The sequence below is a fragment of the Peterkaempfera bronchialis genome, from assembly GCF_003258605.2.
Taxonomy (GTDB): Bacteria; Actinomycetota; Actinomycetes; order Streptomycetales; family Streptomycetaceae; genus Peterkaempfera; species Peterkaempfera bronchialis.
The window spans coordinates 1461687-1486628 of sequence record NZ_CP031264.1 but is presented as its reverse complement, the minus strand read 5'-3'; the positions used below and the strand labels follow the sequence as shown (position 1 = coordinate 1486628).

Annotated in this window: 22 protein-coding genes and 1 riboswitch; of the genes, 16 read left to right on the top strand and 6 right to left on the bottom strand. The window is 73.8% G+C overall.

Going from position 1 to position 24942, the window contains the following annotated elements; translation table 11 throughout:
- Positions 1-36 precede the first annotated feature (36 nt).
- The 4 genes from C7M71_RS06485 (at position 37) to C7M71_RS06470 (ending at position 5265) form a co-directional block, all read left to right on the top strand.
- A complete protein-coding gene (locus C7M71_RS06485) occupies positions 37-1068 on the top strand; it encodes a C40 family peptidase (RefSeq protein ID WP_111492432.1) in 1032 nt (343 codons plus the stop codon).
- A gap of 352 nt (positions 1069-1420) precedes the next feature.
- Positions 1421-1571: riboswitch (cyclic di-AMP (ydaO/yuaA leader) on the top strand.
- A gap of 12 nt (positions 1572-1583) precedes the next feature.
- Positions 1584-2654, top strand: coding sequence for a C40 family peptidase (locus C7M71_RS06480; RefSeq protein ID WP_111492435.1), 1071 nt, complete (start codon positions 1584-1586; stop codon positions 2652-2654).
- 197 nt (positions 2655-2851) lie between these two features.
- On the top strand, positions 2852-3961 hold the full coding sequence (locus tag C7M71_RS06475) for a C40 family peptidase (RefSeq protein WP_111492431.1): 1110 nt from the start codon (positions 2852-2854) through the stop codon (positions 3959-3961).
- Positions 3962-4293: 332 nt separating this feature from the next.
- Entirely contained in the window at positions 4294-5265 is a 972-nt protein-coding gene (locus C7M71_RS06470) for a hypothetical protein (protein WP_229758575.1), read from the top strand.
- On the opposite strand, the gene C7M71_RS06465 is transcribed toward C7M71_RS06470, so the two are convergent.
- Positions 5222-6412, bottom strand: a complete 1191-nt coding sequence (locus C7M71_RS06465) for a methyltransferase domain-containing protein (protein WP_229758574.1) — start codon at positions 6410-6412, stop codon at positions 5222-5224. The genes C7M71_RS06470 and C7M71_RS06465 overlap by 44 nt on opposite strands.
- A gap of 309 nt (positions 6413-6721) precedes the next feature.
- Between C7M71_RS06465 and C7M71_RS06460 the strand changes: the two genes are divergently transcribed.
- Positions 6722-7903, top strand: a complete 1182-nt coding sequence (locus tag C7M71_RS06460; protein WP_229758573.1) for a M48 family metalloprotease — start codon at positions 6722-6724, stop codon at positions 7901-7903.
- Positions 7904-7910: 7 nt separating this feature from the next.
- On the opposite strand, the gene C7M71_RS06455 is transcribed toward C7M71_RS06460, so the two are convergent.
- The gene (locus C7M71_RS06455) at positions 7911-9332 is read right to left on the bottom strand and encodes a glycosyltransferase 87 family protein (RefSeq protein ID WP_229758572.1); all 1422 of its coding nucleotides are present in this window, start codon (positions 9330-9332) and stop codon (positions 7911-7913) included.
- 146 nt (positions 9333-9478) lie between these two features.
- Between C7M71_RS06455 and C7M71_RS06450 the strand changes: the two genes are divergently transcribed.
- Positions 9479-10621 carry a glycosyltransferase family 4 protein gene (locus tag C7M71_RS06450; RefSeq protein ID WP_111491294.1) on the top strand — a complete coding sequence of 381 codons (1143 nt, stop codon included), beginning with the start codon at positions 9479-9481 and terminating at the stop codon, positions 10619-10621.
- A gap of 74 nt (positions 10622-10695) precedes the next feature.
- Here C7M71_RS06450 and C7M71_RS06445 read toward each other — a convergent pair whose 3' ends face one another.
- On the bottom strand, positions 10696-12489 hold the full coding sequence (locus C7M71_RS06445) for an AMP-dependent synthetase/ligase (protein ID WP_111491293.1): 1794 nt from the start codon (positions 12487-12489) through the stop codon (positions 10696-10698).
- 272 nt (positions 12490-12761) lie between these two features.
- Here C7M71_RS06445 and C7M71_RS06440 point away from each other — a divergent pair, with 272 nt between their 5' ends.
- From C7M71_RS06440 to C7M71_RS06415, 6 genes are all read left to right on the top strand, one after another.
- Positions 12762-13529 carry a metallophosphoesterase family protein gene (locus C7M71_RS06440; RefSeq protein WP_111491292.1) on the top strand — a complete coding sequence of 256 codons (768 nt, stop codon included), beginning with the start codon at positions 12762-12764 and terminating at the stop codon, positions 13527-13529.
- A 107-nt stretch (positions 13530-13636) separates the two neighbouring features.
- The gene (locus C7M71_RS06435) at positions 13637-14071 is read left to right on the top strand and encodes an SRPBCC family protein (protein ID WP_111491291.1); all 435 of its coding nucleotides are present in this window, start codon (positions 13637-13639) and stop codon (positions 14069-14071) included.
- A gap of 56 nt (positions 14072-14127) precedes the next feature.
- A complete protein-coding gene (locus C7M71_RS06430; RefSeq protein WP_111491290.1) occupies positions 14128-15348 on the top strand; it encodes an ArsA family ATPase in 1221 nt (406 codons plus the stop codon).
- An 89-nt stretch (positions 15349-15437) separates the two neighbouring features.
- Positions 15438-15920 (top strand): DUF5304 family protein, encoded by a 483-nt coding sequence (locus tag C7M71_RS32855; RefSeq protein WP_111491289.1) that lies wholly within the window; start codon positions 15438-15440, stop codon positions 15918-15920.
- Between the two features lie 222 nt (positions 15921-16142).
- On the top strand, positions 16143-17087 hold the full coding sequence (locus C7M71_RS06420) for an ROK family glucokinase (RefSeq protein ID WP_111491288.1): 945 nt from the start codon (positions 16143-16145) through the stop codon (positions 17085-17087).
- Between the two features lie 151 nt (positions 17088-17238).
- Positions 17239-18009: an endonuclease/exonuclease/phosphatase family protein gene (locus C7M71_RS06415; protein WP_111491287.1), complete on the top strand. Its 771-nt coding sequence runs from the start codon at positions 17239-17241 to the stop codon at positions 18007-18009.
- Positions 18010-18054: 45 nt separating this feature from the next.
- Here the strand turns inward: C7M71_RS06415 and C7M71_RS06410 are convergent, their stop codons facing one another.
- Both C7M71_RS06410 and C7M71_RS06405 read right to left on the bottom strand, forming a co-directional pair.
- Positions 18055-18699, bottom strand: coding sequence for a DUF805 domain-containing protein (locus C7M71_RS06410; protein WP_229758571.1), 645 nt, complete (start codon positions 18697-18699; stop codon positions 18055-18057).
- A gap of 45 nt (positions 18700-18744) precedes the next feature.
- Positions 18745-19512 (bottom strand): alpha/beta hydrolase, encoded by a 768-nt coding sequence (locus tag C7M71_RS06405; RefSeq protein ID WP_111491286.1) that lies wholly within the window; start codon positions 19510-19512, stop codon positions 18745-18747.
- Between the two features lie 169 nt (positions 19513-19681).
- Between C7M71_RS06405 and C7M71_RS06400 the strand changes: the two genes are divergently transcribed.
- From C7M71_RS06400 to C7M71_RS06385, 4 genes are all read left to right on the top strand, one after another.
- Positions 19682-20476, top strand: coding sequence for a lysophospholipid acyltransferase family protein (locus tag C7M71_RS06400; RefSeq protein ID WP_111491298.1), 795 nt, complete (start codon positions 19682-19684; stop codon positions 20474-20476).
- Positions 20477-20555: 79 nt separating this feature from the next.
- Entirely contained in the window at positions 20556-21749 is a 1194-nt protein-coding gene (gene macS / locus C7M71_RS06395; RefSeq protein ID WP_111491297.1) for a MacS family sensor histidine kinase, read from the top strand.
- 46 nt (positions 21750-21795) lie between these two features.
- The gene (locus C7M71_RS06390) at positions 21796-22440 is read left to right on the top strand and encodes a response regulator (RefSeq protein WP_111491296.1); all 645 of its coding nucleotides are present in this window, start codon (positions 21796-21798) and stop codon (positions 22438-22440) included.
- A gap of 103 nt (positions 22441-22543) precedes the next feature.
- Positions 22544-23569 carry a 6-phosphofructokinase gene (locus C7M71_RS06385; RefSeq protein ID WP_111491285.1) on the top strand — a complete coding sequence of 342 codons (1026 nt, stop codon included), beginning with the start codon at positions 22544-22546 and terminating at the stop codon, positions 23567-23569.
- Positions 23570-23587: 18 nt separating this feature from the next.
- Here C7M71_RS06385 and C7M71_RS06380 read toward each other — a convergent pair whose 3' ends face one another.
- A complete protein-coding gene (locus tag C7M71_RS06380; protein ID WP_114914221.1) occupies positions 23588-24715 on the bottom strand; it encodes a P1 family peptidase in 1128 nt (375 codons plus the stop codon).
- Positions 24716-24942: the final 227 nt, after the last annotated feature.

Here is a 24942-nt window from a genome sequence, read left to right as displayed (position 1 = left end):
TGCGAGTGGTGTTTGAAGGATTAAGGAGCATTACCCTTGGCGTCCCACCGCCGTCCCAAGCAGCCGAGCCGCGCCCGGGTCTCGGTCTTCACCGCGGCGGCTGCGACCGCCGTCGCCATCTCCGCCCAGGCCGGTGCCGCGCACGCGGATCCCAAGCCGACCAAGGAGCAGGTGAAGACCAAGGTCGACAACCTGTACGAGGAGGCCGAGCAGGCCACCGAGAAGTACAACGGCGCCAAGGAGAAGCAGCAGCAACTGCGCAAGCAGGCAGCCCAGTTGCAGGACCGGGTGGCCCGGCAGCAGGCCGAGGTGAGCAAGCTCCAGCTGAACCTGGGAGCGCTGGCGTCCGCGCAGTACCGGTCGGGCGGCATCGACCCCACCGTCCAGCTGATGCTCTCCTCCAACCCGGACGAGTTCCTGGCCAAGGCGTCCTCCACGGACCAGGTGAGCGCCCAGCAGGCCGACGCGCTGCGGCGGCTCCAGGAGCAGCAGCGCCTCCTGGACCAGCAGAAGGCGGAGGCGTCGTCCACGCTGGCCGAGCTGGACCGCACCACCCGCGAGCTCAAGCAGAACAAGTCGCAGATGCAGACCCGGCTGCACGATGCCCAGGCGCTGCTCAACACCCTCACCGTGCAGGAGCGCGCGGCGCTGGACGCGGCGGACGCGCGGGCCTCGCGCGGCGGTGCGGAGCGGGTGGACCTCGGCAATCTGCCGCCGGCCCACGGCTATGCGGCCGTCGCCGTGCAGGCGGCGCTCAGCAGGCAGGGCATGGCCTATGTCAGCGGCGCGACCGGTCCGTCCACCTTCGACTGCTCCGGTCTGATGCTCTGGGCCTACAGCCAGGCCGGTGTGACGCTGCCGCGTATCGCCTCAGCGCAGGGCACGGTGGGTACCAATGTGCCCTCGCTCTCCCAGGCGCAGCCGGGCGACCTGATCATCTATTACGGCGGCAGCCACGTCGGCATGTACATCGGCAACGGGATGGTGGTGCACGCGCCGCGTCCCGGAAAGTCGGTCGAGGTCGTCTCGGCGACCTCCATGCCGATCTCGGTGATCCGGCGCGTCTGACCGCACATCACGGTCCATTCGTCATGGACCTTCAGTAATCCCCTCGGGCCCGGCATTTCGGACATGCCGGGCCCGAGGGCTGTCTCCGGCCCACGTGAGGTCCGCCACGCCCGGACCGGCCTCCTGGGGCGTCCGGACCGCCCTTCGGTCACCCCAGGGTCATGTCGTGGCTACCCCTGGTGGCAATTTCCAAGAAATCTCGCTGCCGTTCAGACTTTTTACCTACAAGGATTTGAACGGATCACAGTTCAGTTACTAGTGTCTGGCGGGAGCCACCGCGAAGTGATCTCCCGACCCGGGTGACGGCGGCGGCTCCCGCCGAGTTCGAGAAGCGGCAGGGCAGGTCTCTGTCCTCCAGGGGATGCCGTCGGATCGGAGCCGGGGAACCACTTCCTCGGGGTGAATCGGCGTCAGGGCCGACTGTGAAGTCGGCTGAGGCGTCGTAGGGCATGCTTCCAGCCCGAACCCGTCAGCTCACCCGGTAGGCGGCCGTAGGAAGAATGGAGCCCGCCTTCGTGGCGTCCCACCGCCGTCCCAAGCAGCCGAGCCGCGCGCGGATCTCTGTCCTCACCGCCGCAGCCGCAACCGCCGTTGCCATATCCGCCCAGGCGGGTACCGCCAGCGCGGCCCCCAAGCCGACCAAGGAGTCCGTGAAGGCCCAGGTCGACAAGCTCAATGAGCAGGCCGAGGTCGCGACGGAGCAGTACAACGGGGCCAAGGAGAAGCAGCAGCAGCTCCAGAAGCAGGTCAACAACATCCAGGACCAGGTCGCCCGCCAGCAGTCCGAGGTCTCCGCGATGCAGGGCACCCTGGGCCAGCTCGCCTCCTCCCAGTACCGCTCGGGCGGCATCGACCCCACCGTCCAGCTGATGCTCTCCTCGGACCCGGCGCAGTTCCTGGACAAGGCGTCCTCGCTGGACCAGGTGAGCAGCCAGCAGGCGGACACCCTGAAGCAGCTCCAGCAGAAGCAGCGCAAGCTCGACCAGGACAAGGCCGAGGCGCAGCAGAAGCTGGCCGAGCTGGACCGCACCGCCAAGGAGCTGAAGAGCGCCAAGAGCGAGGTCCAGCAGAAGCTCTCCAAGGCTCAGTCGCTGCTCAACACCCTCACCGCCCAGGAGCGCGCCGCCCTCCGGGCTGCCGAGGCCGCCTCCGCCGAGCGCGCCTCCCGTGCCGCCCCCCGCGCCGGCCTGGACACCTCCACCGGCAGCGGCTCCGCCAGCACGGTGGGCGCCTCCAGCTACGCCGCCGCAGCGATTGCCGCCGCCGAGACCCGGCTGGGCTCGCCGTATGTCTACGGCGCCACCGGTCCGTCCACCTTCGACTGCTCCGGTCTGATGCTGTGGGCGTACCAGCAGGCCGGGATCACGCTGCCGCGCACCTCCCAGGCGCAGGCCGGTGCGGGCACCTCCATGGGTACCAGCCTCGCCAACGCCAAGCCCGGCGACCTGATCATCTACTACAGCGGCATGAGCCACGTCGGCATGTACGTGGGCAACGGCCAGATCATCCACGCCCCGCACACCGGCGCGGTGGTCCGCTATGAGTCCGCGACCGTGATGCCGATTGCGAAGATCGTCCGGATCTGACCCGGTTCCGATACTTTCTGGGCCCGACTCCCTCGGTGGGGGTCGGGCCCTTTGGCGTCTTCTGCTCCGTTGCTATCTTCAGGCAGTCAAAAAGTCCGATAAACGGCAATTTGGACGCATGGGGCCTGACTCGCTAACGTCTGCGCTCGGACCACCGCCCCTCCGGCGGCGGTCAGGACGAAGGGAGCGCAACCGCGTTGGCCACCCACCGCCGCCCCAGACAGCCTGGGCGGGCGCGTGCCACGGTGTTCACCGCCGCCGCAGCCGCCGCAGTCGCCCTCACCGCCGGCGCCGCCGCCCAGGCCGCACCCGGCGCACCAGCCGCACCCTCGCGCCCCGCCGAACGGCCTGCCGAGCAGCCCCCCGAGCAGCCCGCTGAACGGCCCGCCGAACAGGACGTCAAACGCCAGGTCGACCAGTTGTACACGCAGGCCGAGGCCGCTACCGAGCGCTACAACGGCGCCCGGGAGAGCCTCCGCCGGCTGCGCAGCGAGTCCGCCGTCCTCCAGGACCAGGTGGCCCGGGGCCGGGACGCCCTCAACCGGATGCTCGCCGACCTCTCCCAGGTCGCCGGCGCCCAGTACCGCTCCGGGGGCCTCGACCCGACGGTGCAGCTGATGCTCTCCTCCGACCCCGCCAGCTATCTGGACCGCGCCACCGCGCTCGACCGGGTCAGCGTCCGGCAGGCCGAGGTGCTGCACGAGGTCGCCACCCGGCAGCGCGCCCTCGATCAGCGCCGCGCCGAGGCCGGTGCCAAGCTCGCCGAACTCGAACGGGTCCGCCTCGCCCTCGCCCACGACAAGCAGACCGTGCAGCAGCGGCTCGGCCGCGCCCGCGCACTGCTCTCCACCCTCAGCGTCGAGCAGCGCGCCCGGCTCGCCGCCGACGACGCCCGCGCCGCCCATGAGCGGGCCACCCGGGGCACCGGCCGGATCGACCTCGGCGATGTGCCCGCCCCCGACGGCCGCGCGGCCACCGCCGTCGCCGCCGCCACCGGCGCCCTCGGCTCGCCCTACTTCTACGGCGCCACCGGGCCGCGCGCCTTCGACTGCTCCGGGCTGATGTACTGGGCCTGGTCGCAGGCCGGGGTCACCCTGCCCCGCACCTCGCAGGGCCAGGCGTTCGCAGGTCGGCGGGTCTCCCTCGCCGACGCCCGCCCCGGGGACTTGGTCATCTACTACGGTGACATGCACCATGTCGGCATGTACGTCGGAGGCGGCACCATCATCCACGCGCCCTACCCGGGAGCCCGGGTCCGCTATGAGAGCGCCCGCGCCATGCCCATCGCCGCCGTGGTGCGGGTCTGAGCGGCACCGGGCCGGCCCCCCGCATACCGGGCCACGGCCTCACCCGGCGGGGGGCGCTGCTGCTCGCCGCCGGGGGGCTGCTGCAACTCTCCGCCCCCGGTGCCGCCCCGGCCCGGCCCACCCGGGTCCAGACCGCCGTTGCCCCGCCGCCCCCCGCACCCTCCGGGGCCTCCGGCGCCCCCGGCGCCTCCGGGCCCAGCCGGGAGGAGGTCCGGGCGCTGCTCGCCCGCCGCGCCGACGCCGTACTGCGCCGCGACCCCGCCGCGCTGGCCGCCACCGCAACGCCCGCCTTCCGCCCCCGCCAGGCGGAGCTGCTGCGGCGTACCGCACAGGTGCCGCTGGACTCCTGGAGCCACCGCCTCACCCGGCTGGAACGCACCGCCGCCGGTCCGACCGCCGAGGTGCAGCTGGACCACCGCATCGGCGGCTACGACCGCCACCCCGCCACCGCCACCCGCCGGATCACCCTCGCCCGCGCCGACGGGCAGTGGCTGCTCGCCGCCGACGACCCGGTCGGCGGCGTCCTGCTCTGGGACCTCGGCACCGTACAGGCGGTGCACGGCCGACGGAGCCTGGTGCTGGGCCTCGGGGACGACGCCGAACTCACCGCCCTGTCCCGCGCCGCCGACCGCGCCGTACCGGCCGTCAGTGCCGTCTGGGGCAGCGCCTGGGCCGACCGGCTGCTGCTGTACGCGCCCGGCTCGCTGGACCAGCTCGCCCGGCTGCTGGGCGCCGCCTCGAGCGACTACCGGGGCATCGCCGCCGTCACCACCGCCGCTCCCGGAGCCCCCGACGCGGCGCCCGCCGACCGCATCCTGGTCAACCCGGACGCCTACCGCGAGCTGAGCGACCTCGGGCGGCAGGTCGTCACCAGCCACGAGGCCGTACACGTCGCCACCCGCGCGGCCACCCGGCCCTGGACCCCCCTCTGGCTCTCCGAGGGCGCCGCCGACTGGACCGCCTACCAGGGCACCGGCCGCACCACCCGGCAGATCGCCCCTGAACTCGCCACCGACATCGCCGCCGGACGCCTCCCCAGCGCCCTCCCCACCGACGCCGACTTCTCCACCACCGCCCACGGCCTTGCGCAGAGCTATGAACTGGCCTGGTTCGCCTGCGCCCTGATCGCGCGCCGCCACGGCCCCCAGCGGCTGGTCACCCTCTACCGCACCATCGCCGCCACCGGCTCGGCCACCGCCGACCGCGACACCAGCGTCGACCGGGCCATGCGCCGCGTCCTCGGCACCGACCTGGCCGCCTTCACCCGCGACTGGCTCGCCGCCCTTGCCCGCGAACTGGGCTGACCCCCGGGGGCCTTGGACCGATGGCCTCCCGGTCCGCCGTCCGCCACCGGGGACCGGTCACGGGGTCCCGGCACCAGAGGTACTGCCGGTCCGGCTCCACGGTCATGCCGTACTCGTACAGCTCCGGACGGCCGTGGGCCAGCCAGTCGTCCCAGGCCCGTTCGAGGTCGTCGGCCAGGCGGCGCGGCCCGCCCTGGTGGGCGACGGTGCGGCCGGGGCCCAGCGCGGAGAGGGTCGCCCAGGAGGTGCCGTCGTGCAGCCACGCCGAGACGCCGTCCGCATCGGTCCCCGTCGTGATCCGCAGCCGGGGCAGGGCGACGCGCAGCGCGAACCGCAGATGCGGATCGTCCCGAAGCGGGCCCGGGTCCCGGCACAGCGGCCGCTCGTCCTCCGCCGGGCCGTCCCCCCGGACCTGGCGGAAGTCCGGGGTCCGGCCGGTGCCACGGGCGGGCATGAACCGGGCCAACCCCTGCACCCGGCCGACGGCCGACCGGCCGCCCGGGGCGACGGTGAGGGCCACATGCCCCAGGTGCCCCCACGGGGTGACGATCCGCCCGCCGGGCCGCGTCTGGGCCACCCACGCCCAGGGCACCCGTTCGACCGCATAGGTGGCGATCACCCGGTCGTACGGCGCCCCGGGTGCCCAACCGGCTACGCCGTCACCGACCCGTACCGCGACCCGGACCCCCGCCGCCCCCAGCCGCTCACGCGCGGCGGCGGCCAGACCGGGGTCCACCTCCACGCTGGTCACCCGGCCCGGTCCGGCCCGCCGGGCCAGCAGGGCGGCATTCCAACCGGTCCCCGTTCCCAGCTCCAGCACCCGCCGGCCGGGCTCCAGCACGAGGCAGTCGAGCATGTCCGCCACGACCGCCTGGCAGGACAGACTGGACGACGGCACCCCCTCGGAGACCTGGGTGACCGCCGCCTCGTCGGGCCCCGCGTACACCACCCGCCCCCACCGCTCCGGGTCGGCCCCGCGCTCCACGGACACCCAGCGGTGCCCGTCCCACTCCCAGAGCCGGTCCGGCGCGAACCCGTCACGCGGCACCGCCTCGACCGCCCGGCGCACCCAGGGCGACCCGACCGGCCAGTCCCCCCGCCGCTCCATGGCCTCGGCCAACCGCCGCCGCTGCGCCTCATGGTCCACGTGCCCTACTTCCTCCGGTGCTTGCCGTCGGAAGGGGGTGGTGTCGGGACCTGCCCATCCGAGTTCCCCGGCGGAGGTGTGCCCTGGGACGGGTCCGGCGGCGGCTTCTCGTGCTCTCCCATGGGGGTCTCCCTCCTGGCTGATCCGACCTGGCTGATCCGACCTGGCTGATCCGGCCTGGCTGTCCGACCTGGCTGATCCGAGCCGGTGGCCACCGCATCAGCATCAGGCCATGGCTGACGCCCCGTCAAAGGCGTGCGGAGGCGGTCCGGGGGCGCGTACCGGGTCGGGGTCGGAGATGATGGCGGGGTGGACGGCGGCGGGAGGTCGGTGGTGGGCGGTGAGGTGGCGGGCGGCGTCTTCACGGCGGAGGAGGTGGCCCGGGGGAGGGCGCTGCGGCGGGCGCAGGTGCCCTGGGTGCTGGCCGGGCGGCTGGCGGGGCTCGGGGTGACGGCCGGGTTGGGGTTCAGCGGGGCCGGGGCGTGGCTGGTGGCGGGCGTGGGGGAGCTGTTCGGCGGGTCGCGGGTGGCCCAGGTGCTGGGCGGGGTGGCGCTGCTGGTGCTGCTCGGGGAGGCGGTGCGACTGCCGTTCACGGCCCGGGTGCGGGTGGTCCGGCGCGGGTACGGCCTGGTGACGCAGGGCTGGGGCGGCTGGGCGGTGGATGTGCTGCGCGGGCTGCTGCTGGGCCTGCTGGTGGTGCTGCCGGTGGTCGGCGGGCTCTATGCGCTCACGGCCTGGTCGCCGCAGCGGTGGTGGCTGCCGGCGGCGGGCGCGGCGGCGGTGCTGGCGGTGGCGTTCTCGTTCCTCTTCCCGCTGCTGGTGGAACCGCTCTTCAACCGCTTCACGCCGATGCCGGACGGCCCGCTGCGCAGCGCCCTGCTGCACCTCGCCGAACGCGACGGCGTGCCGGTGAGGCAGGTGCTGGTGGCGGACGCCTCCCGTCGTACGACGGCGCTGAACGCCTATGTCTCCGGCCTCGGCGCCACCCGCCGCATCGTCGCGTACGACACCCTGCTGGCCACGGCCGAGCCGCGCGAGGTGGAACTGGTGGTCGCCCATGAGCTGGGCCACGTCAAGCACCGCGATGTCCTCACCGGTACGGCGCTGGGGGCCGTCGGCGCCGCCGCCGTGGTCTGCCTGCTGGGCCTGCTGCTCTCCTGGGGGCCGCTGCTGTCGGCGGCCGGGGCGGCGGACGCGGCGGACCCCCGCTCGCTGCCGCTGCTGGCGGCCTGCGCCGCGCTGCTCGGGGCGGTGTCCGGGCCGCTCCAGTGCGCGGTCAGCCGCCGCATCGAGGCCCGCGCGGACCGGCACGCCCTGGACCTCACGGGCGACCCGGACCGGTTTGTGGCCATGCAGCGGCGGCTGGCGGTGGCCAATGTCGCGGACGTCGACCCGCCGCGCGCGCTGCAGCTGCTCTTCGGTACCCATCCGAGTGCGGCCCGCCGGATCGCGGCGGCCAGGGCCTGGCGACCCGGCGAGGCCGCGGGGTGACCGACCGTCAGCGGTGCGGGGAGCGGTCGTCGCGGTCGAGGTGGTCCAGGAACTGCTGCTCGAAGGCGATCCCGGGACGGACGCTGTAGGCGACCGTCTCCGCCTCGAACGGGTCGCCCACCCTGGTCTGCGGCTCGGACGGCTCCCACTCCTCCTCCTCGGCCTCCTCGTACTGCCGGGTGGAGCGCCACAGCCGCCCGCAGGAGAGCAGCGCCGCACCGAGCAGCAGCAGATTGCGGGCGGTGAGGACGGCCACGCCGCTCGGCGTGGAGAGGGTGACCGGGCCGAACATCACCGGGAACTCCATCACGGTGAGCCCCGAGGCCAGCAGGATCAGCACCGCGACCGGCCTCTGCGTGGTGCCCCGCGCGGTGAGGCAGACGGCGGCCAGGCCGATCAGCCAGACCAGGTACTGCGGGCTGATCACCCGGCTGGTGACGGTGAAGACCAGCAGCGCGGCCAGCGCGGCGTCGTACGGGGTGGCCGGCTGCCAGACCTGGGCCCGCAGCCGCCACACCAGCAGCCAGCCGAACCCCAGCACGGTGGCGGCCACCGACACCTGGGCGATGGAGTGCACCCACGGGCCGAGGAACTCCACCGAGCCGTAGTTGAGGGCGACCTTCCCCTCCCAGTGCCCGGCCAGCCGCGCCCAGTGGATCGGCAGCGCCGCCAGTGACTCGACCTCCACCCCCCGGTCGCGCTGGAAGGTGAGGAACCGGAAGGCGCCGTTCATGGCCGCCGCGACCAGGAAGCCGACCCCGGCGGCGGTGGCCGCCGCGGTGGTCCAGACGCGGCGGGTGCGCCGACCGCGCGCGGTGCCGAGCACCGCCAGCAGCGGCCAGACCTTCAGCAGGCCGCCGATGCCCAGCAGCGCCCCGCCGAGCCGGGAGCGGCGGCCCACGGCCAGCAGCCCGGCGATGGCGACGGCGGTGACGATCAGGTCATAGCGGCAGTAGACGGTGGGACCGAGCATCGGTACGGCGACCACCCAGAGCCACGCCCCGGCGTAGCGGCGCCGCCCCCGGATGCCGGCCCGCACCAGCAGCAGCATGGCGAGCGCGTCGAAGACGCCGGTGAGCACCAGGAAGGAGGTCAGGTACGACCAGGGCAGCAGCCCGGGGGCCAGCATCACCAGGGCGGCGCCGGGCGGGTACTGCCAGGTGACGTCGTCCATCGGGAAGGTGCCGGTCCGCAGCACCTCGAACCAGCCGTGGTAGATCACCGACACATCGGTGGTGACATCCAGGTCGGAGATCCGCACCAGGCCGACGCACATCAGCACCAGGAGCACCCGGGTGGCGGCGTAGCAGAAGCCGAGGGCGACCAGCGGTCCGGCGGCGGTGCGCGGTCGGGGCTGCGGGAGCTGCGGGGGCGGCGTGTCGTGGACCTCCGCCGGCGACCGGGCCTCCCCGGGCTCTGCCAACTCCACAGCTGCATCCCTCACTCGGTGGCGGACGGCCGGCGTCGCGGGACGCCCTGGCCGGTCGGGTGAGCGTACCGTCCGCGCGGAAGACGGTGACAGGGCGCTTGCCGGTTCCCGTGGGGCCGGGGTCCTGACCTATCGTACGGACCACCATGCAGAAGACCCTGATCGTCACCAACGACTTCCCGCCCCGGCCCGGCGGTATCCAGCAGTTCGTCCACAACATGGCGGTGCGGCTGGCCCCGGGCAGCGTGGTGGTCTATGCCTCGACCTGGCGGGACGGCTCCGAGGTGGCCCGCTTCGACGCGGAGCAGCCCTTCCCGGTGGTCCGCGACCGCACCCGGATGATGGTGCCCACCCCCCGGGTGGTCCGGCGGGCGGGGGAGATCCTGCGGGCGGAGGGCTGCACCTCGGTCTGGTTCGGCGCGGCGGCTCCGCTGGGCCTGATGGCCCCGGCGCTGCGCCGGGCCGGGGCGCGGCGGCTGCTGGGTATGACGCACGGCCATGAGGCGGCGTGGGCGCAGCTGCCCGGTTCGCGGCAGCTGCTGCGGCGGATCGGGGAGGGTACGGATGTGCTCACCTATCTGGGGGAGTACACCCGGTCCCGGATCGCGGCGGCGGTGGGCCCGGCGGCGGCGGCCAGGATGGCGCAGCTGCCGCCGGGGGTGGACGAGAAGACCTTCCACCCGGGGTCGGGCGGGGCCGAGGTGCGCCGTCGGCTGGGGCTGGCGGACCGCCCGGTGGTGGTGTGCGTCTCCCGGCTGGTGCCGCGCAAGGGGCAGGACACCCTGATCCGGGCGCTGCCCCGGGTGCTGGCCCGGGTGCCCGACGCGGTGCTGCTGATCGTGGGCGGCGGTCCCTACCGGGCGGACCTGGAGAAGCTGGTGGACGCCACCGGGGTACGGGCGTCGGTGCGGTTCACCGGGGCGGTGCCGTGGGAGGAGCTGCCGGCGCACTACGGCGCGGGCGATGTCTTCGCCATGCCGTGCCGCACCCGGCGCGGCGGGCTGGATGTGGAGGGTCTGGGGATCGTCTACCTGGAGGCGTCGGCGACCGGGCTGCCGGTGGTGGCGGGCGACTCCGGGGGGGCGCCGGACGCGGTGCTGGAGGGCGAGACCGGTTTTGTGGTGCCGGGGCGCTCCCCGGAGGCGGCGGCGGACCGGATCGCCGAGCTGCTGCTGGACGAGGGCCTGCGGCGGCGGATGGGGGCGCGGGGCCGCCGCTGGGTGGAGGAGTCCTGGCGCTGGGATCTGCTGGCGGGTCGGCTGGCCGGGCTGCTGCACCCGGCGGAGTGACGCCTACGGGATGACGCCTACGGGGGGAGGGGCCCGTCTGGGGTGTCCCCTCCCCCCGTACCGGAGGCGGCCGGTCAGCGCTGGTAGAGCGCCTCCACCTCGGAGGCGTAGTCCTTGAGCACCACCGTGCGCTTGAGCTTCAGCGACGGGGTGAGATGGCCGCTGTCCTCGGAGAAGTGGGTGTCGAGGATGCGGAACTTCTTCACCGCCTCGGCCTTGGAGACCGCCTTGTTGCCGTCGTCCACGGCAGCCTGCACGGCGGCGAGCAGGTCGGGGTCGTCCTTGAGGTCGGCCACGGTGGCGTCGGCGGGCTTGCCGTTGAGCCGCTTCCAGGTCGGCAGGAACTCCTCGTCGATGGTGATCAGGCAGGCGATGAACGGCTTGCGGTCGCCCACCACCATGCACTCGCCGACGATCGGATGGGCGCGCACCCGGTCCTCGATCACGGCGGGTGCGACGTTCTTACCGCCGGCGGTGACGATGATCTCCTTCTTGCGGCCGGTGATCACCAGATAGCCGTCGTCGTCCAGGGTGCCGACGTCGCCGGTGGCGAACCAGCCGTCGTGCAGCGCCTCGGCGGTGGCCTCCGGGTTGTTCCAGTAGCCGGTGAAGATGTGCGGCCCCTTGAGCAGCACCTCGCCGTCGTCGGCGATCCGGATGGCGGAGCCGGGCAGCGGCTGGCCCACGGTGCCGATCTTCGGCCGGTCGTACGGGTTGAAGGCGGTGGCGGCGCAGGTCTCGGTGAGGCCGTAGCCCTCCAGCACGGTGAAGCCGATGCCCCGGTAGAAGTGGCCCAGGTGCTCGCCGAGCGGTGCGCCGCCGGAGATGGCGTGGGTGGCCCTGCCGCCCAGCGCGGCCCGCAGCTTGCTGTAGACCAGCGCGTCGAAGACCTTGTGCTTCAGCCTGAGGACCAGCCCCGGACCGCCGCTGTCCAGGGCGCGGCTGTAGGCGATGGCGGTCCCGGCGGCCAGGTCGAAGATCCTGCCCTTGCCGTCGGCCTGCGCCTTGGAGCGGGCGGTGTTGTAGACCTTCTCGAAGACCCGGGGGACGCCCAGGATCAGCGTGGGGGAGAAGGTGCCCAGCTCCGCGGTGACATCCCGGATGTCCGAGACATGGCCGAGCTTGACCGGGGCGATGGCGCAGGCGATCTCCGCGATCCGGCCCAGGACGTGGGCGAGCGGCAGGAAGAGCAGCACCGACCCCTCCCCGGTGCGGAAGAGCGGCTCCAGCCGGGCGGTGACATTGCCCAGCTCCGCCAGGAAGTTGCCGTGGGACAGCCGGCAGCCCTTGGGGCGGCCGGTGGTGCCCGAGGTGTAGACGATGGTGGCGACGGTGTCCGGGCCGAGGGTGGCCCGCCGCTCGTCGACGGTGGCGTCCGCTACCTCCGCGCCGGCCCGCACCAGCTCCTCGACCGCGCCGGCGTCGAACTGCCAGAGGTGCGCCAGCGCGGGCAGCCGGTCCCGTACCTGGGCCACGGTGGCCTGGTGCGCGGCGGTCTCGGTGACGATCGCGACGGCGCCGGAGTCGCCGAGGATCCACTCCACCTGCTCGGCGGAGGAGGTCTCGTAGACGGGCACGGTGATGGCGCCCGCGCACCAGATGGCGAAGTCCAGCAGGGTCCACTCGTACCGGGTGCGCGACATGACGCCGACCCGGTCGCCCGGGCGCACCCCGGAGGCGATCAGGCCCTTGGCGGCGGCGCGCACCTCGGCCAGGAACTGCACGGCGGTGAGGTCCTGCCACCGGCCGTCGGCCTTGCGGCTCACCACGGCCACCTCGGGATGGGCGTCGGCGTTCCGATGGATCAGGTCGGTGAGGTTGCCGCCGCTCGGTACCTCGTAGAGGGCCGGAAGGCTGAACTCGCGCAAGACTGCTCCTCGTCTGCGACGCTGCGGGACGCCAGGACGTTACTGCCGGGTAGGTGCGTTCAGATAGGGGGACCGGGCAAGGTGTTTCCCGTGTCACACGACCACTGACCGCGAGTGGCCCCGCGCTTCCGGCCGGTGACGGTGCAGAGGTCCCGTACCCGGTGGCGCCGACCCCATGTGACGCACCCTACGGCAGACCCGCCACGGCCCGGCGGAGCCTCGGACGCGGGCGCCTGTGGGCCGTCCGTGTCCGAACCCCTAAGGTGGCGGTCATGCGGGTCCATGTGGTGAGTGATGTGCACGGCAGCGCCGAGGCGCTGGCCCGGGCCGGTGACGGTGCGGACGCCCTGCTCTGCCTGGGCGACCTGGTGCTCTTCCTCGACTACGCCGACCATGGGCGCGGCATCTTCCCCGACCTCTTCGGCGCCGCCAACGCCACCCGCTATGTGGAACTGCGCACCGCCCGCCGCTTCGACGAGGCGCGGGCCTTCGCCGACGGGCTGTGGGAGACCCTGGGACGGCCGCGCGGACTGGCGATCGAGGACGCCGTACGCAAGCAGTACGCGGACCTCTTCGCCGCCTTCCCCGTCCCCACCTACGCCACCTACGGCAATGTCGACGTCCCCCGGCTCTGGCCCGACTTCGCCCGCGACGGCGTCACCGTGCTGGACGGGCAGACGGTGGAGCTCGGCGGCCGCACCTTCGGCTTCGTCGGCGGCGGCCTGCCGACCCCGATGCGCACCCCGTACGAGGTCACCGAGGAGGAGTACGCGGCCAAGGTGGCCGCCGTCGGCGCGGTGGACGTGCTCTGCTGCCACATCCCCCCGGCCGTCCCCGAGTTGACCTATGACACCGTCGCCCGCCGCTTCGAACGCGGCAGCGAGGCGGTGCTGGCGGCGATCCACGCCACCCGCCCGCAGCTGGTCCTCTTCGGCCATGTGCACCAGCCGCTCGCCCGCCGCATGCGGATCGGCCGCACCGAGTGCGTCAACGTGGGCCACTTCCGGGCCACCGGCCGTCCATACGCACTGGAGTGGTGACCGGGCACGCCCCCCGGGGGCCCGCGTACGGCCGCGATAACCTTCCTGCACACACCACCCGATCAGTCGGACCACACCACAGCGGCCGAAACGCGGAGGGCCACCCGATGGCGGAGCACACCAGGTCGAGCATCACGATCGACGCGACCCCGGCCGAGGTCATGGGGGTGATCGCCGACTTCGCCGCCTATCCGGAGTGGACGGGCGAGGTCAAGGAGATCGAGGTGCTCGGCGAGGGGCCGGACGGCCGCGCCGAGCAGGTGCGGCTGCTGCTGGACGCCGGCGCCATCCGCGACGAGCACGTCCTCGCCTACACCTGGGACGGCGACCGCAAGGTCACCTGGACCCTGGTGAAGAGCCAGATGCTCAAGGCCCTGGACGGCTCCTACTCCCTCGCCGCCGCCGACGGCGGCAGCACCGAGGTCACCTACCAGCTGGCCGTGGACGTCAAGATCCCCATGCTGGGCATGATCAAGCGCAAGGCCGAGAAGGTCATCATCGACCGGGCACTGGCCGGACTCAAGAAGCGCGTGGAGAGCTGACCGGCCACCCTGGAGTAGGGAAGCCGCCACCGGACCGATGTGAAGGGCGGACCGCCATGACGACCCGCACGGTGCTGGTCACCGGAAGGGGCGGCAGCGGCGCCACCACGGTCGCCGCCGCCACCGCCGTGCACTCCGCCCGCCACGGACTGCGCACCCTGCTGCTGGCCGCCCACGACCCGCACCGCACCATGGACGCGCTGCTCGGCGTACGGCTCGGCGAGGCACCCGCCCCCGTGGGCGACGGCGACGCCGGACCGCACGCGGCCCGGATCGACGAGGAGCGGTCCTTCCAGGAAGGGGCGCTGCACCTCGCCGGCCGCGTCAAACCCGCCTTCGACCTGCTCGGCGTCGACCCGCTGGACCCCGAGGAGCTCACCGCCCTCCCCGGCACCCGGCATCTGGTGCTGCTGCGCGCCCTCTGCGAGCACACCGCCTCCGGCCACTGGGACCTGCTGGTGGTCGACGGCCCGCCCGTTCCGGAGCTGGTCGCGGCCCTCGCCCTGCCCGAGCGGCTGGACCGCTACCTCGCCCGGCTGCTGCCCGAGCAGCGCCAGGCCGCCCGCGCGCTGCGCCCCGTACTGGCCGCCCTCGCCGGGGTGCCGATGCCCGCCGACTGGCTCTTCGAGGCCAGGTCCTGGGCCGCCGGCCGACTGGCGGAGGCCCGCCGCGTGGTCGAGGCGCCGCAGACCTCGGTACGGCTGGTGGTCGACGCCGACGGGCACACCCTGCCGGAGGTCCGCCGGGCCCGCGCCGGACTCGCCCTCTTCGAGCACCGGGTGGACGCCGTGGTGGCCTCCCGCGCACTCCCGGTGACCGCCGCCGACTCCCCCGACCCCTGGCTGGCCGCACTGGCCGCCGAGGGGCGGACCCGGACGGCCGCGCTGGCCAGTGAGTTCGCCGGGGAGGCACCGCTGCTGCCCGCCCCCCACCTGGGCCGCGCCCCGGACGGCCCCGCCGACCTCGCCGAGCTGGGCGCCGCCCTCTACGGCAGCGCCGCCGACCTGGACCCGCCGCACCCCGAACCCTGGGCCGTCGACGACCGGCTGGCCGAGGACGGCCTGCTGGTCTGGCGGCTGCCGCTGCCCGGAGCCGAGCGGGCCGACCTGGACCTGGTACGGCGCGGCGACGAGCTGATCATCGGCATCGGGGCCTACCGCCGGATCGCCCGGCTGCCCTCCGCGCTGCGCCGCTGCACGGTCTCCGGCGCCGGGCTGCGCGACGGCCTGCTCTCGGTGCGCTTCACGCCCGACCCGGCCCTGTGGCCGCAGCGCTGAAAGGCCGCCGGGAGACCTCCGTGCGGCCGGTGTGTCGGGTAGCGTCGAAAGACCAGCACATCAGCACCGAACCCGAGGAGCAGTCCACCATGACCAGTGCCGACGACCGCCGTGAGGACGACGACATCTGGGCCCAGGCGGTCGCCGAGGACGCCGAGGCACAGGAGCGGCTGAAGCAGCAGGGCGAGCAGCGGCAGGGCGAGCAGCGGCAGGGCGAGCAGGAGCCGTTGGCGGCCGACGCGGACCCGTTCGGCGGCGGCGGGGTCGGCGACGGAGAGAAGGCGTTCCCGTTCGGCGTGGGCGGTCCCGAGCTGGCCCCGCTGGTGGACGAGGTCCGCCGCTTCGCCTCCGCCGTCGGCGAGCGGATGCAGGAGGTCTCCCGCACGCTGGGCGCCGGCGAGGGCCTGGAGCAGCTTGCCTCCCCGCTCCGCGAGCGCCACCCGGAGGTCTACCGCCACCTCGCCGCAGCCGGCGGCGAACTGCTCGCCGCCTACCGCGCGGCCGTTTCCGGACAGGAACGCCGCTGGACCGGTGAGAAGCCGTCCGACAGTGAGCACATCGACCTCGACTGACCGGCCCCGGGGCTCCCGTGCAGGGATGAACTCGCAGGTCGCAGCCGGTCACCGAGAAGGTCCGAAGTATCACGGAGCGGGACGGATCGTACGACTTCTGAATGGGCATCCCATGATCACCCAGGCCATGTCTTCGGTTAATGTACGGGGTGGTGTGGTCCCCGGGCCTGCGGGCGGGTACGGTACCGCCCAGCGGGGACCGAGTGAATGACTGAGGAATACATGGGACTCACCATCGGCGTCGACGTCGGCGGGACCAAGATCGCGGCAGGTGTGGTCGACGAGAACGGCCAGATCCTCGCCCGTACGCGGGTGCCCACGCCGGCCGATCCGCAGTGGGCCGTCGACGCCATCGCCCAGGCGGTGCGCGAACTGAAGGAGCAGCATCCCGAGGTGGCCGCGGTCGGCGTCGGAGCGCCGGGGTACATCAACCGCGACCGCTCCACCGTGATCCTGGCGCCCAACATCGCCTGGGAGAACGAGCCGCTCAAGACCCGCATCGAGGAACTCACCGGCCTTGACACCGTCGTCGAGAACGACGCCAACTGCGCAGCCTGGGCCGAGTTCCGGTTCGGCGCCGCAGCCGAGCACTCCGACATGGTGCTGATCACCGTGGGCACCGGCATCGGCGGCGGCATCGTCCTGGAGGGCCGCCTGCACCGAGGCCGCTTCGGCGTCGCCGGCGAGGTCGGCCACCTCAATATGATCCCCGACGGCCTGCCCTGCGGCTGCGGCGGCAAGGGCTGCTGGGAGCAGTACGCCTCCGGCCGCGCCCTGCGCCGCTACGGCCGCGAGAAGGCCGCCGCCGACCCGGTCGCCGGCAAGCGGATGCTGGACCTCAACGACGGTGTCGCCGAGACCATCCGGGGCATCCACATCACCCAGGCCGCCGAGGAGGGCGACCCGCTCGCCCTGGAGTGCTACGAGGACGTGTCCGACTGGCTCGGCCGGGGCATGGCCGACCTGGCCGCGCTCTTCGACCCGGCCGTCTTCGTGCTCGGCGGCGGCGTCTCGGACGCCGGCCGGCTGCTGCTCGACCCGGTCTCCCAGGCGTTCCAGAAGTACCTGACCGGTGGCGTCCACCGGCCGCGCGCCGAGGTGGTACTGGCGTCCATGGGCTCGGCCTCCGGCATCGCCGGCGCGGGGGACCTCGCCCGCACCGCCTGACCGGCACGCCTGACCTCCGTCGGCGGGGCGGGAGCCCTCACCTCCTGTCCCGCCGTAGCCTGCTGTCCTGCCCCAGCCAGTTGTCCTGCCGCAGCCGGCGGTCAAGTCGGCAGCCGGCAGTCGAGTCGGCAGTCAGCGTGAGGAGGCCGCCATGGGCGACGCACCGACCGGACCGCCCGAGCTGCCCCCCTCCGGCCCCGAACCCGACGGCGGCGAACGCGTCCGCGTCCTCAGCTACAACCTCCGCTCGCTGCGCGACGACCGCGCCGCCCTGGCCAGAGTGGTCCGCGCCTGCGACCCCGACCTGCTCTGCCTCCAGGAGTCGCCCCGCTTCTGGCGCCCCGCCCAGCAGGCCGCCCGGCTCGCCCACAGCACCGGCACCGTGGTGCTCTCCGGCGGGCGCAGCGCCTCGGGCCCGCTGCTGCTCGGCAAGGTACGCACGGCCGTGCTGCGCACCGGCGACCTGCTGCTGCCGCGCACCCCCGGCCTGCACCAGCGCGGCTTCGCCACGGCCGTGGTCCGGATCGGCCGGGCCGCGCCCTTCTCCGTCACCAGCTGCCACCTCAGCCTGGACCCCGCCGAGCGCCGGCAGCAGGCGTCCCTGCTGCTCGACCACCTCGCCGGGCAGGGCGTGCCGTACGGGGTGGTGGGCGGCGACTTCAATGAGCACCCCGACGGCCCCGCGTGGCGGCTGCTCGCCGAGCGGCTGCGCGACGGGTACGCGGTGGCGCCCTGGGGCGGCGAGATGACCTCGGTGCCGGACCACCCGTACCAGCGCATCGACGCCGTGTTCGCCACCCCGGGCCTGGAGGTGCTGGCCTGCGGCGTGCCCGACCGGCTGCCCGGCGTCGACCCGGCGGACCTGAGGGCGGCCACCGACCACCTGCCGGTGCTGGCGGTGCTGCGCGTCCCCGCCGGGTGACCGGGTGACCGGCTCAGACGACGGCCGGGTCAGACGACGGCCGGATCAGACGACGGCGCCGCCGTGCGGGTCCTCGTCGTCCTCGTCGCGGTCCCTCATCCGGGCGACCAGGGTGACGAAACCGCCGATGAAGGCGACCACCCCCAGCAGCGCCGGCCAGCCGCTGATGTCGCGCCAGGCCAGCGCCGAGAAGAGCAGCAGGGCGGGCCCGCCGAGCACCGCGATCCAGGCGAAGGTGGTGGTGGTGTCGCCGCGCGGCAGCGGCGGCGGCTCCGGCGGCACGAAGTGGTCGTCGTCCGGGTCCTGCGGGGCGTCCCAGTCGCGGGGGCCGGGCGGCGGGCCGGAGACCGGGCTCCCGCTGCCGGGCCGGGGGCGGGGGCGGGGCTGGGGGGCGAAGTCGTCCAGCCGGTTGAGGTCGCCGGGGTCGCCGGGCCCACGGGGGCCGGACTTTCCGGTCGCTCCCTTGCCGGGCACCTCGTTGAGGTCCTCGGAGTCCGGCCAGGTCCGTAGGTCCACCGGGGCGTCGAAGGAGGCCACCAGCTCCTTGAAGATGGCGTCCTGCTCGGCCTGGCTGCCGGCCGGCGGCCGGCGCTCGGCGGGGCGCTCGGCCCCTCCCTCGGGCGTGGAGCCGCCCTGCGCGCCGTCCTCCGGCAGGTCCGCGCCGCCGCCCGCCTTGTCGCTCTCCTGCACCGGTGGTCCCCAAGCCCCTCGTGTCGGTAGCCCCGCCGCCCCGGATCAGACCGGGTCGGCCTTGGCGGCCGGTGCCAGACGTCGGATGAAGTCGAGGCTGCCCTCGAAGATCGCCTCGGCGTCGTGGTCCAGCGTGGCCACGTGGAAGGAGCGCTCACAGAGTCGCTCCTCCACCTCAGTGGAGGATATGCGGCCGAGCAGCAGCCGTGCGTTGGCGGGGGAGACGATGTGGTCACGAGGGCTGCGGAAGAGCAGCAGCGGCTGCGTGACCTGCTCCAGTTCGCCCTGCACGGTCCGCCAGAGCCGGGAGAGCGACCAGGCCGCGTGCAGCGGCGTCCGGTCGTACCCCACCTCGGTGCTGCCCTCCTTGGCGATGTCGTCCGCCACCCCCCGGATGCTGGGGACCAGATGGCGCAGCACCGGCAGCAGCACGGTCGCCGCGTTGTCCGACCGCACCGAGGGGTTGACCAGCACCAGGCCGGAGACGGCGGCGCCGTGCCGGGCGGCCAGCAGCAGCGCCAGCGCACCGCCCATCGACAGGCCGCAGACAAAGACCTGCTCACACCGCTCGGTCAGCGCCCGCAGCTCCCGGTCCACCTCGGCGTACCAGTCCTCCCACCGGGTGAGCTGCATGTCCTGCCAGCGAGTGCCGTGGCCGGGAAGCAGCGGCAGTGAGACGGTGAGGCCGTGGTCGGCGAGATGGTCGGCCCACGGCCGCAGCGACTGCGGCGTTCCGGTGAAACCGTGGCAGACCAGTACACCCACCGGTCCGCCCTCATGGTGGAACGGCTCGGCGCCGGGCAGCAGCGGCATCGCGGGCTCCTTGGCGAGGCGGAGCCCGCATCGTCCCACGGCGGCGGCGGGTGCGTACAGCGGCCCGGCGCCCACCGTTCCGCGGACTCCGGGGAGAGACTTTGCCCGGATCGGCATTAAGGTTCTATCGGTCCGGGACTCAGGAGGTCAGGCGTTGTTCTACCGGCTCATGAAGATGATCGTCTCCCCAATGCTGCGGATTTTCTTCCGCCCGTGGGTGGAGGGTCTGGAGAACATTCCGGACGAGGGCCCCGCGATCATCGCCAGCAACCACCTGTCCTTCTCCGACTCCTTCTTCCTGCCCGCGCTGATGAAGCGTCGGGTCACCTTCATCGCGAAGGCCGAGTACTTCACCACGCCCGGCCTCAAGGGCAAGCTCACCGCTGCCTTCTTCAAGGGCGTCGGCCAGCTGCCGGTGGACCGCTCCGGCACCCGTGGTGCCGGTGAGGCCGCCATCCGCAGCGGTATCGCCGTCATCGAGCGCGGTGAACTCTTCGGCGTCTACCCCGAGGGCACTCGCTCGCCCGACGGCAAGCTCTACCGGGGCAAGGTCGGCGGACTCGCCCGGGTCGCGCTGGCCACCGGCGCCCCGGTGATTCCGGTCGCCATGATCGACACCGAGAAGGTGCAGCCCCCCGGCCAGGTCGTCCCCAACTTCGGCATCCGCCCCGGCATCCGGGTCGGTCGGCCGCTGGACTTCTCGCGCTACCAGGGCATGGAGGGCGACCGCTTCATTCTCCGCTCGGTGACCGACGAGGTCATGTACGAGATCATGAAGCTCTCCGGCCAGGAGTATGTGGACATCTACGCCACCGCTGCCAAGCGGCGGATCGCGGATGAGAAGAAGAAGGCGGACGCGGAGCGCAAGGCTGCTCAGAAGGCCGAGCACGCCGAGCAGGCCGAGCAGGCTGGGTCGGTGGAGTCGGCCGGGTCGGCGGAGAAGCAGGACGGGTCGGCGGGCTGACCTGCCGGGGGGACACCAGGGGGTGGGGATCGTGGCCGTGGCAGGCACCGGCGCCGGGGGTACCGGCCCCGGCGGCGGCATGTCGGTGGAGCTGCCGCTGTGGCGGGCGATCTCGCTCTTCCGGCTGCTCACCCTGGGCTACGCCCTGATCCGCTATCTGGCCGTCTACCACTCCTACGCCCACCCGGTGGCCGGGTGGCTCTTCATGGGCGTGCTCACCGTGTGGACCCTGGCCACCGCCCGGTCGTTCCTCTCCGCCGAGCGCTGCGGCCGGCTGCTGCTCGCCGCCGACCTCACGGTCGCCGTCACCGGCATCGTGCTCACCCGGGTCTTCGACGACCCCGCCCGGGTGCTGGCCGGTGAGGCCACCCTGCCCACCATCTGGGCGGCCGGCACCGTACTGGGCTTTGCGGCCAAGGGCGGCTGGCGGACCGCCGCGCTGGCCGGGGCCGTGGTCGGCGCCGCCGACATCGTCGAGCGCGGCGCCGTGACCACCGGCAACGTCCACAACATCGTGCTGCTGCTGGTCGCCGGCTGCGCCATCGGGTACGTGGTCGAGCTGGCCCGCGCCAGCGAGACCGCCCTCGCCCGGGCGCTCCAGCTGGAGGCGGCGACCCGGGAGCGCGAGCGGCTGGCCCGGGACATCCATGACGGGGTGCTCCAGGTGCTCGCCATGGTGCAGCGGCGCGGTACCGAACTCGGCGGCGAGGCGGCGGAGATCGGGCGGATGGCCGGTGAGCAGGAGGCGGCGCTGCGTGACCTGGTCTCCGGTGTGCCGCTCGCGGGGGCGCCTCCAGGGGCAGGCGTGGCGGGCGGCGTGGGTCCGGCGGCAGGGCCCGATCCGGCGGCGCCGCATGATCTGCGGGCCCTGGTGGGCCGGTACGCCGACGCCCGGGTGACCGTGTCCGCTCCCGGCACCCCCGTGCTGCTGCCGGGCCGGGCAGCAGTCGAGGTGGCCGCCGCCGTGGGCGCGGCCCTGGACAATGTGCGGATCCACGCCGGGGAGGCCGCCCATGCCTGGATCCTGGTGGAGGACGAGCCGGGCGAGGTGCTGGTCAGCGTCCGGGACGACGGGCCGGGCTTCCCGCCAGAACGGCTCGGCGACGCGGAGCGCGAGGGGCGGTTGGGCGTCGCCCAGTCCATCCGTGGCCGACTGCGCGACCTCGGTGGCAGCGCCGAGGTCAGCTCCGTGCCGGGGCAGGGCGTGGAGGTCGAGATGAGGGTTCCGCGCCCGCGCGGGGAGCAAGGAAGGGCGGATCGACGTGGTGGTTGACGGGGTCGCGGCGGACGGTGCGGCTGGGGGGAGCCCGATTCGGGTGATGGTGGTGGACGACCATCCGATGTGGCGGGACGCGGTGGCCCGCGACCTGGCCCACGCCGGGTTCGAGGTGGTGGCCACCGCCGGGGAGGGCCGGGAGGCGGTCCGCCGCGCCCGGGCCGCCGCACCGCAGGTGCTGGTGCTGGACCTCAATCTGCCCGGCCTGCCCGGGGTGGAGGTCTGCCGGGAGGTCGTCACCGCCGACCCCGGGGTACGGGTGATGGTGCTCTCCGCCAGCGGCGAGCACGCCGATGTGCTGGAGGCGGTGAAGTCGGGCGCCACCGGGTACCTGGTGAAGTCCGCCGGTCGGGAGGAACTGCTGGACGCGGTGCGCCGTACGGCGGCCGGCGACCCGGTCTTCACCCCGGGCCTGGCCGGGCTGGTGCTGGGGGAGTTCCGCCGACTGGCCGCCGAGCCCGCGTCGGCCGATGCCCGCACCCCCGCGCCGCCGCAGCTCACCGCCCGGGAGACCGAGGTGCTGCGGCTGGTGGCCAAGGGGCTGTCGTACCGGCAGATCGCCGACCGGCTGGTGCTCTCCCACCGCACCGTGCAGAACCACGTCCAGAACACCCTGGGCAAACTCCAGCTGCACAACCGGGTGGAGCTGGTCCGGTACGCCATCGAGCAGGGCCTGGACGGAGACTGACGCAGGGTCGGTTCCCTGCACGCCCCCTCCCGCTGTGGAGTGATCCGGGTCACACTCGTGATGCGGGTTCCTGTGCCACCGACACGGCCGGAGGGGAAGAACCATGCGAATCGGAGTGCTCACCGGAGGGGGCGACTGCCCCGGGCTCAACGCGGTCATCCGCGGCATCGTGCGCAAGGGCGTGCAGAGTTACGACTATGAGTTCGTGGGGTTCTGCGACGGCTGGCGCGGCCCCCTGGAGAACCAGACCATGCGGCTGGACGTCCCCGCCGTGCGCGGCATCCTGCCGCGCGGGGGCACCATCCTCGGCTCCTCGCGCACCAACCCGCTCAAGGTCGAGGGCGGGGTGCGGCGGGTCACCGAGAACCTGGCCAAGCACGAGATCGACGCGCTGGTCGCTATCGGCGGCGAGGACACCCTGGGCGTCGCCGCCGAACTCAGCCGGGCCGGCGTCCGCGTGGTCGGGGTGCCCAAGACCATCGACAACGACCTGGACGGCACCGACTACACCTTCGGCTTCGACACCGCCGTCAACATCTGCACCGAGGCCATCGACCGCCTGCACACCACCGCCGAGTCGCATCGGCGGGTGCTGGTGGTCGAGGTGATGGGCCGCCACGCGGGCTGGATCGCGCTGCACTCCGGCATCGCGGGCGGCGCCAATGTCATCCTGATCCCGGAGCACCCCTTCGACCTGGACCGGGTCTGCGGCTGGGTGGAGAACCGGTTCAAGATCAACTATGCGCCGATCGTGGTGGTCGCCGAGGGCGCCGTACCCGCCACCGGCCGGATGGTCACCAAGGACGACTCACTGGACGCCTTCGGGCATGTCCGGCTCTCCGGGATCGGCGAGTGGCTGGCCTCCGAGATCGAGCACCGCACCGGCAAGGAGGCCCGCACCACCGTCCTGGGCCACATCCAGCGCGGCGGCACCCCCACCGCCTTCGACCGCTGGCTCGCCACCCGCTTCGGCCTGCACGCCATCGACGCCGTGCGCGACGGCGACTTCGGCACCATGGTCGCCCTGCGCGGTACGGACATCGTCCGCGCCCCGCTGGACGTCGCCACCGCCCGCATCAAGACCGTGGACCCCTCGCTCTACGAGGAGTTCGACGTCTTCTTCGGGTGAGGTGGCGGCGGTGTCCGCTCAGTCGAGGGCCTCCGGGTAGAGCTCGCGGTAGGCGGGGAGGTGGCCCCAGGGGGTGGTCACCGAGCGGGCGTGCAGTACGGCGTGCGCGACGGCCCGGGCGAAGACGTCGGCGGCTGCGGCCAGCATCTGGTTCACCGAGTCGGCCGGGCCGTGCTCGGGCAGCAGACCCGGGTGCGGCGGCGGGGGCTCGGCGGTGCCGGTGGACAGCGCGAAGACGGTGTCCCCGTCGGAGAGGGTGTGGCAGGGCCGGACGGCACGGGCCATGCCGTCGTGGGCGGCGACGGCCAGCTTGCGGGTGTGGGCGCGGTCCAGCCGGGCATCGGTGGCGAGCACGCCCAGGGTCGTGTTCAGCGGGGCGAGGTGCTCCCGCTGGGCGGCCAGCTCCCGCAGGCGCCGTCCGGCCCGCTCCGCAGCGGCCGGGCCGGGCGCGCGCAGCGGGAACTCCGCCGAGCCGTCGGCGTACCGCAGGCCGTCGGCGCAGCCGTACGGCAGGCCCGAGGCGGGGTCGACGGGGGAGCCGAGGGCGTTCACCGCCACCAGTGCGGCCACCACCGCGCCGCTGGGCAGCACCGTGCTGGCGGTGCCCACGCCGCCCTTCATACCGGCGCTCATCGCGCCGGTGCCCGCGCCTACCGAGCCCTGGGACACGGCTGCGCCGGGCGGCGAGGCCGCTGCCGCCGCGATGGCGGCCCGGCCCGTCGCCGCGTCCGGCCGGGCCCGGAAGTCGCCGCCCCGGCCGAGGTCGAACAGGGCGGCGGTGGGGACCACCGGCACCACATGCGAGGGGTCCGGCCCGACCCGGTGGCCCCGGCCCGCCTCCTCCAGCCATGCGGCGACTCCGTCGGCTGCGGCCAGGCCGTAGGCGCTGCCGCCGGTCAGGACCACCGCGTCGATCCGCTGGACCACATTGCCGGGCTCCAGCGCATCGGTCTCCCGGGTGCCCGGCCCCGACCCCCGTACCTCGACCGCCGCCACCGCCCCGCCGAGCGGCGCCAGCACCACGGTGGTACCGCTCAGGGCCCGTTCTCCGGTGAGGCGGGCGTGGCCCACCCGGATGCCGGGGACGTCGGTGATCGCATTCCGCGGGCCGGGCCGGGGGCTCTCCGTCGCGTCGGTGGTCGCCATGGTCCGAGCCTCGCAGTCGGCGCCGCATCGGGGTAGCGGGCGGGGCCGCTCCGGCATGGCCGGCTTTCGCGGAGCGGGTCTCGCTTCGCCCTACCTCCCTGGGCGCGACTGCGCCGTGGTGATCGAGGCGGGCACGGCGCTGCACATCGGACGGCGCCGCCCGTAACTGCGGCTGGTCAGCTGGATGCGGCGGACAGGAGCACGTCCACGAGCCTGTCCGCCGCATC